At 46.3% G+C, this 6,972-nt stretch carries 9 protein-coding genes; 5 read left to right on the plus strand and 4 right to left on the minus strand.

Going from position 1 to position 6,972, the window contains the following annotated elements; translation table 11 throughout:
• Positions 1-353, plus strand: a 353-nt coding sequence (locus WCO51_07890) for a hypothetical protein (protein MEI6513181.1), incomplete at its 5' end; no start/stop codon positions are given.
• A gap of 43 nt (positions 354-396) precedes the next feature.
• Here WCO51_07890 and WCO51_07895 read toward each other — a convergent pair.
• Positions 397-657, minus strand: coding sequence for a hypothetical protein (locus WCO51_07895; protein ID MEI6513182.1), 261 nt, complete (start codon positions 655-657; stop codon positions 397-399).
• 3 nt (positions 658-660) lie between these two features.
• Positions 661-933: an AbrB/MazE/SpoVT family DNA-binding domain-containing protein gene (locus WCO51_07900; protein MEI6513183.1), complete on the minus strand. Its 273-nt coding sequence runs from the start codon at positions 931-933 to the stop codon at positions 661-663.
• Between the two features lie 191 nt (positions 934-1,124).
• Between WCO51_07900 and WCO51_07905 the strand changes: the two genes are divergently transcribed.
• The 3 genes from WCO51_07905 to WCO51_07915 all read left to right on the plus strand — a co-directional run bounded on the left by WCO51_07905 (position 1,125) and on the right by WCO51_07915 (position 3,010).
• On the plus strand, positions 1,125-1,724 hold the full coding sequence (locus tag WCO51_07905; GenBank protein ID MEI6513184.1) for a hypothetical protein: 600 nt from the start codon (positions 1,125-1,127) through the stop codon (positions 1,722-1,724).
• Positions 1,721-2,542, plus strand: coding sequence for a MinD/ParA family protein (locus WCO51_07910; protein MEI6513185.1), 822 nt, complete (start codon positions 1,721-1,723; stop codon positions 2,540-2,542). Before WCO51_07905 ends, WCO51_07910 begins: the two co-directional genes overlap by 4 nt.
• A 177-nt stretch (positions 2,543-2,719) precedes the next feature.
• Positions 2,720-3,010, plus strand: coding sequence for a cupin domain-containing protein (locus WCO51_07915; GenBank protein ID MEI6513186.1), 291 nt, complete (start codon positions 2,720-2,722; stop codon positions 3,008-3,010).
• A gap of 301 nt (positions 3,011-3,311) precedes the next feature.
• On the opposite strand, the gene WCO51_07920 is transcribed toward WCO51_07915, so the two are convergent.
• On the minus strand, positions 3,312-4,028 hold the full coding sequence (locus WCO51_07920; GenBank protein MEI6513187.1) for a TlyA family RNA methyltransferase: 717 nt from the start codon (positions 4,026-4,028) through the stop codon (positions 3,312-3,314).
• Between the two features lie 501 nt (positions 4,029-4,529).
• Between WCO51_07920 and WCO51_07925 the strand changes: the two genes are divergently transcribed.
• Positions 4,530-5,006 (plus strand): hypothetical protein, encoded by a 477-nt coding sequence (locus WCO51_07925; protein ID MEI6513188.1) that lies wholly within the window; start codon positions 4,530-4,532, stop codon positions 5,004-5,006.
• 365 nt (positions 5,007-5,371) lie between these two features.
• Here the strand turns inward: WCO51_07925 and WCO51_07930 are convergent.
• A protein-coding gene (locus WCO51_07930) for an IS3 family transposase (protein MEI6513189.1) occupies positions 5,372-6,798 on the minus strand; the annotation gives its coding sequence in 2 pieces (ribosomal slippage) (positions 5,372-6,459 and positions 6,459-6,798; 1,428 coding nt in all).
• Positions 6,799-6,972 lie beyond the last annotated feature (174 nt).

Raw genomic sequence — 6,972 nt, forward strand, 5'->3', positions numbered from 1 at the left:
CGCTGGTGGTCGAGAAATTCCTTCCTGAAAAAGAAGGAGACTATTACTATATACGCCTTTATATGTTCCTCGGTGATTGCTCTCGAAGTGTTCGAGTTGCCAGCTTAGAACCATTTGTGAAAAGCAGAACGTATACCGGTTCCTTTGAAAATTTGCAGGTTCCAGAAGAGGTGCTCCAGTTCCGCCGTGAATTAGGCCTCGATTACGCTAAAATCGATTATGTCGTTCATGAAGGCCAAGTGGAGATCCTGGATGTGAGCCAAACAATGGGTAAAGGGATAATGTCAGAAGGTGTCACGGGTTGCATCAGCGATCTCGCGGAAGGTATCTGGTCCTTCCTGCCAAGCAAATAACACCGTGGGTTGACTTCGGTAGGGGGCTTTTGATAGATAAAGATTACGGATGATCGAGGACTTCATCATGCTTGCCGATGGTTCTTAGAAGGAAGTAGTCCTGATGAATCTCTAAAGTCATTCGGCATCCTTTATCAATCCGCGCTTCCCAAATCCCAGGAGCGCTTTGGATTTTCTTTAAGTGTAAAGATGGATGTGCAGGATTTTCAATAAGAAGGTGGAGCGCTTTGTCGGCCTTTTTTCGGAGTTGTTCACTAAGGGAGCGGTATGCTTTCTCGAACTTCTTGGTAATTACAAATCGCACCGCTTACTCCTTATTCAAATGGGCAATCAGGTCGTCAACATTTTCAAATTCTTTGACATTCCCTGTTCCAATATCACTTTGAGCCTCAGCTTCATCTTTTTGCCACTGGCGCGACCATAACCAAGAATCTTGCTTATCAACGATCTTCTTAGGAGTAAGCACTATCTGCCCGTCACGAACTTCACAATCCAGTACATCCCCGTCATCCAGATGAACCGCCTTGCGAATTTGACTTGGCAAAGTCAACTGTGCATTTTTTCTAAGCTTAAGCAGCATAATAAACTCCGAAATTATGAATTTCTAATTTTATTATACCATTCTTTCTCGATTGTCTCAAGATGATTATTGTGTTACCAGCAACTATTGAATTGATAAATGAAATCTCACGAATTCCTTTCACTTATCCTATAGCCGAACAGCGAATCTTCCGATAATTTTTTTGAGATTGGGCTTAAAGGATGGGTGGGATGCCGGATTATACACGAACTGGCGAACTGATGATTTCTAAAGGATTTCTCTCTCAGGAACAGTTGGATGAAGCCTTAAAACTTCAGAAACTGATCCCGAGGCGAATTGGAGAGCTTCTTCAAGATTTAGGTTATGCTAAAGATGAGCATGTTGCAATGTGCCTTTCCGAGCAATATGATTATCCCTTCCTCGACCTGAAAAAGGTTGAAATTGATCCGGATGCAGTCAACTTGTTGGACGGCGAAACGGCGCTTAAATACTGTATTTTGCCCTTTAAGTTCTTGCAGGACGCGGTTGAGTGCGCTATCGGAGATCCCATCGACGTCATATCTACTGATACGATCTCTCGTATTTTAGGTAAAAAGCTGGTTTTGCACATTTCCCCTGTATCACAGCTAATTGCAAGTATAAAATCGCTTTATTATCTCACGCCTAGTTCTGAGAACGAACTGACGGTAAAGCCATTGATGAATAAAAAACGCCGCCCTCATAGACAACGAGACAGGGAAGCTCTGCTGGCAGCTCTCGACAAGAGCCAAAAAACATCTCGTCGGCAATCAAAGAAATCTCAAGTAACCGAAGGGAGAAAATCAGCATGAGGTGTTTTGCAGTTACTAGCGGAAAAGGCGGGGTTGGGAAAACCAACTTCTCTATTAACTTAGCCATTTCTCTCGCATCCCTCGGTCATAAAGTGGTTGTCTTTGATGCTGACTTAGGGCTTGCGAATGTTGATATCATCCTTGGAACACATGCTAAACACACATTGCAAGACGTTCTCGGTGGCCCATTATCGATTGAAGAAATTCTGACTCCCGGTCCGGGGGGAATTAATTTTATAGCCGGTGGCTCGGCAGTCGGCAAGCTTACGTCTATAAGCCGAAAACGGCTTCAAGAGTTCCTTGCCGGGCTTGCTCAACTGGAAGCCTCAACCGATTACCTCATTTTTGATACAGGGGCGGGGATTGATACCAAAGTGATGACTTTCTTACGAGCGGCTGATGAGGTCTTATTGGTAACGACTCCCGATCCGGCAAGCATCACGGATGCCTATGCTACGGCTAAAACTTTATTCAGGGTGCAACGAAATGCCATTATCAGGGTAGTAATGAATATGGTTTCGAGCGAAGAGCAAGCGATGATGCTTTTCAGCAACTTGCAGGGAGTCTGCCAACAGTTTCTACATGGGCATTTGTCTTATTGCGGTTGCGTTCATAACGATGCGAAGGTATCAGCCTCTGTTCGTCAGCGAAAACCGTTCTATCTGGCTTCGCCTGAATGTAAAGCATCAGTGGATATCAGTCAAATTGCAGATAAACTGACAAAAAACCCCTTAAAAATTCTAGCTCAACCATTCATCGATCGCCTCAACAATGCCTTTGACCCTGATAACCGCTTCACCAAATCCGATGTAGCGTAGGCAAAAAAGAGCATCGTTCGTTGTGCGGATTTCATGACTTGCGTCATAACTATCGGTGTCATTGCGAGGATGATTGTGCCTCTTGCCTCTTGCCTCTCGTCTCTTGCCTTATCAAAACCCTAGTATAATAAGCCTATCTAAAGATTGTAGAGGTGAATGATGGCACAGGCGGAACAGATGATAGATATGATTGGTTACCAAAAGGGGTCGGTTGTCAGCCGACAGATCCTTGGGAAAGCGAAAGGGAATGTGACGGTCTTTGCCTTTGATGAAGGACAAGGCTTGAGCGAACATACCGCGCCGTTTGATGCGATGGTTTATATTATGGATGGAGAAGCTAAAATCACTATCGCAGAGGAACTTTTCGAACTAAAGGCCGGGGATGTGATCGTCATGCCCGCCGATAAACCGCACGCAATTACAGCCATTACCCCCTTCAAAATGCTTCTCGCAATGATCAAAGCATAAGAAAATTTGAAAAAAGTCAAAAATTCTTCAAAAAAGTGTCCGGTTTTGCATGTCTAAAGCGTATATATTGTCAGAGTTTGCACACACTGGTATGGAGTTAGCTGAGGGTGCTGCTAATGAAGACAGTGAGCTTCCATTGGGAAGATAAGAACTTAGACCAATAAACACCCATATGTTTTAAAAGAAACATAAAAAGTCAGACAGAATTTTTAGGCAAGACCGAGCTTTGTTCTCCTTTTGGCGGTCTTGCCAATTTTTTATTTGGCAAGACCGCTCATTAAGAACTCCGCTCGCAAACATATTAATCCTTACGACTCATCCTGACCCAATGTTCCCTGTTTCCTTCTTCACCGGCAATTGGACATAAGAAGGTCTCCTTCACATCCCACCCATTCACACCGCACCATACTACAAAATCAGAGCGAATCTTTTCTCGAAGGGAAATTTCTCTGATAATGCCTTTATGGGTTTTATGAGGAGCTTCAAATTGAGGTTTGAGTAAAGCCCAAACTTCAGCGCCGGGAGAAAGCCAACGCTGTACTGACGGGAGGATGAGGCGCAGGGAAATAAAAGAAACGTCAATCGTTACCATGTCCATCTGTTCAGGGAGGGATTCGAGATAACGGACGTTCGTCTTCTCCATCAGAATGATCTGGGGATGATTATGCAAGCTAGGGTGAAGCTGCCCTGTACCGACATCGATGGCATAGATGAGTTTAACGCCATTCTGGAGAAGGCAATCGGTAAATCCTCCGGTAGAAGCTCCCACATCGGCGCAAACCTTCCCTTCAAGCGAAATAGGCCAGCGCTTGAGGGCGGATTCAAGCTTGACCCCGCCTCTACCGACATATCGCAAGCGGCCTTTAAGCTCAACTTTTGAATCCGGCTTGAGCTGCTGGGCCGGCTTAATCGCTTGTTTGCCATCAACTTCAACGAACCCAGCCGCGATCAATTCCTGAGCCTTCTCTCGGCTCTCAACTAATTTTTCATCAACCAGATAACGGTCTAATCGTAACATATGTATATAACTCTCGTTTCAATTTGACACAGTTTACCGTAACTTGAAGGAGGCTGTTTTTGTAATCATACTCTTCGTTCCTGGTAAAAATCAGCAGGGGAAGCCTGATTTCTGCTTGCAAGCCCTAATTTGTCGGGGAAATTTTGGTTGAAAAGTATATTTTGCTTGAATTTATAATTAATTCCCGTCAAAATTACTGGTTAGCTGAGAAGCTCAAATCGTCAATAAGCATATAGAGAGCTAGAAATAATAAAGTTTTGTATATTATAAACCGAGAGATAGCGTATAGAATGATGTAGCATTCCGGAACTTGACGGTATATGGAATAGTCTAATTACAGGATGCTATAGGTTATGGATCGATACAAAGTGGATATAATTCATTTTGTTGGAAGATTTTAATAACAAAAAGAAGGAAAAGATATCGTCCATGGGGAATTCATAATCATCTCTCTTATGAACTAGAAGCAAGCTAGAGCAAGATGAAGAAGGAGCGGAAATCATGAAAAGGTGCCCGGTATGTCATCACGATACGCAGCAGGCTAGCACTCTATGTATCTATTGCGGATACGAATTTTGGGTGGATCCTGCGCATTCACAAAGTCCGACCCCACAAAAGCCGATTGCCGCCCTTAGGTCGGAAGATATGCCTTATTTGATCCCGGTGACCTATGGGATTTTCATCATCTTCCTGGCGATAATTATTTCGGCTGTATATGCTCGCTCTGCGCCTTCTATGAACTATCCACCAATTGCATCGAACTTTGAGGTCGAGCGAGCAATGGATCATAATATTGTCGTCGTCGATAGGTCGCTTCGTGACGATTTTATCGCCTCATCTCCCGATGTGATTCAAATAATGCCTATTGCCGCATCAAAACCTTCGGTCAAAGTATCTGACTACTATGTCTATCAGGACCCGTTAGGCCGTATTCATGTCGAGTACAAAGTAAAAGTCACTACCGACGGCAGTCAGTAATCTAAGACCAGCTAAAAGTTTGCTGAAAGCCTCATCTCCTAACAGATGAGGCTTTTTTGATGCATGGGCAAAACCAAAACCCCGTAGCGCCTGCTCTGGTTGGCTTTGGATTCGATGCGTCATTGCGAGGCTGATTGTACCGAAGCAACCCCCTCTGAGCCTATCGTTAACCATATCCGCCCTTCGATACGCCCCGGAGGCCTACTCAGTGATACGGGTTTGTTTATCGGTTCTTCTCGAAGTAGTACCCAACATCCTCGTTGACTGTGATCCAAATCTGACTCTTGTTCCAATGAACGGTGCGGTCCATTCCCTTGAGTCGCAGCGTGCGGAAGATGTCAAGCACTCTGAAACAGCTTTAGTATTTAATTAGTGAGCAATTTGAGTATCATGCTCCCCCTTGCCGGTGGGTTTATCCAGACGGCACTTGGTAGTTGGGGCGCTATCGGCCTCTTTCGCACGAACCGCTCCGGATGTAGTTGATAGGCCCTCGCCAGCGTCACGTTACGTTTGAGGCTGACCTCTTCGGCCAAGCCATAGTGAACGGTCTCAGGGGTCAGAAGCGCGATCCCCGAATGATGATGTTCCTGGTTGTACCAATCGAAGAAGTCACTACAAAATGATCTGGCGTCCTCGATCGAGCCGAATTTTGTCGGAAACTCGGGCCGATACTTCATCGTCTTGAACTGGCTTTCCGAATAGGGATTGTCATTTGAGACGTGCGGGCGAGAGTGGGTTTTCGTCACCCCCAGATCGCTGAGCATGAGTGCCACCCCCTTGGATCTCATCGACGATCCCCTATCGGCATGGATGCTCAGGCTTGTCGGGTCGGCTTCCTGCTTGCGGATCGTTTCTGATATCAACTTCTTAGCAAGCTCAGCAGATTCCCGCTCGGCCACCATCCATCCCACCACGTAGCGGCTGAAGACGTCAATTATCACATATAAATGGAAATAGCTCCACTTCACAGGACCTTTGAGCTTGGTGATGTCCCAGCTCCAAAGTTCGTTTGGACGGGTGGCAAGGAGTTCAGGTTTGGCATATTCAATATGTCTTGCCTGATTGCGTCGCTCCCGAACCTCCTTGTTTTCTTCAAGCAGGCGATACATCGTGCGGATCGAGCACAGGTAAATGCCTTCATCAAGGAGCGTGGCATACACCTCTTGCGGGGCAATGTCCAGAAACCTTTGCGAATGCAGCACTTCTAGAACCTGCTTCTTTTCAGCCTCGCTGAGGGAACGCTCGGGCTTGTGCGACTCTTTGGGCGTAACGGGGTTCTCCTTGCGCTTCCAGTACCGGTATACGCGCGTGCGCGCTACTCCCAAAGCAAGACAAGCCTGGGTCCAGTTTACAAGAGAGGCCAGTTTCTTTGCAGCCTCCATTATTTCTCCTCGTCCTTCGAGATGCCCGTCGGAGAAATTCCGAGAATCTCGCACAAGTTTTTTTGGAACTCGAAGATCATTTGTGTCTGCCTTAGCTTCCTCTGAGTGCGCTCAAGCTCACGACTAAGACGTTCGATCTCAGACTTCAAAGGATCCTTCGTCTGCTTGCGCCCACGCTTGTCGTGCGTAAGAGCCGATACGGCTCCCTTTCGATAGTCTCTGCGCCACTTCGCCAGATGCGAGGAATACAATCCCTCCCGCCGAAGCAGCGCTCCGATCTCGCCCGGCTCTCGACAAGCATCCGCCTGACGCACGATCCGAGCTTTATACACCGCCGAAAACTGCCTGCGGCCAATTACTGCCGATACTTGCGGATCAGGAACACTCCTGTTTACCTGTATGTCCGCCATTTGGGGAAGCCTTACACCGCGTTCGGCTTGGCTACCCTCAGCCTCACTCTGATTTAGACTCACCCAATCAAGCCTCTCTACTGCTGTTACTTCTTGTTGAAACAATCGAAGCCTCCTGTGCCCTCTACACTAATTAGACAGAGATGGCTGTTTCATACATGTTGACACAGAGGG

The organism is bacterium, from assembly GCA_037131655.1.
Classification (GTDB): domain Bacteria; phylum Armatimonadota; class Fimbriimonadia; order Fimbriimonadales; family JBAXQP01; genus JBAXQP01.

Coding starts and splice junctions, on each gene's coding strand:
- WCO51_07925 (MEI6513188.1), top strand. CDS start 4,530: ATGAAAAGGTGCCCGGTATGTCATCACGATACGCAGCAGGCTAGCACT.
- WCO51_07900 (MEI6513183.1), bottom strand. CDS start 933: ATGCTGCTTAAGCTTAGAAAAAATGCACAGTTGACTTTGCCAAGTCAA.
- WCO51_07920 (MEI6513187.1), bottom strand. CDS start 4,028: ATGTTACGATTAGACCGTTATCTGGTTGATGAAAAATTAGTTGAGAGC.
- WCO51_07915 (MEI6513186.1), top strand. CDS start 2,720: ATGATAGATATGATTGGTTACCAAAAGGGGTCGGTTGTCAGCCGACAG.
- WCO51_07910 (MEI6513185.1), top strand. CDS start 1,721: ATGAGGTGTTTTGCAGTTACTAGCGGAAAAGGCGGGGTTGGGAAAACC.
- WCO51_07905 (MEI6513184.1), top strand. CDS start 1,125: ATGCCGGATTATACACGAACTGGCGAACTGATGATTTCTAAAGGATTT.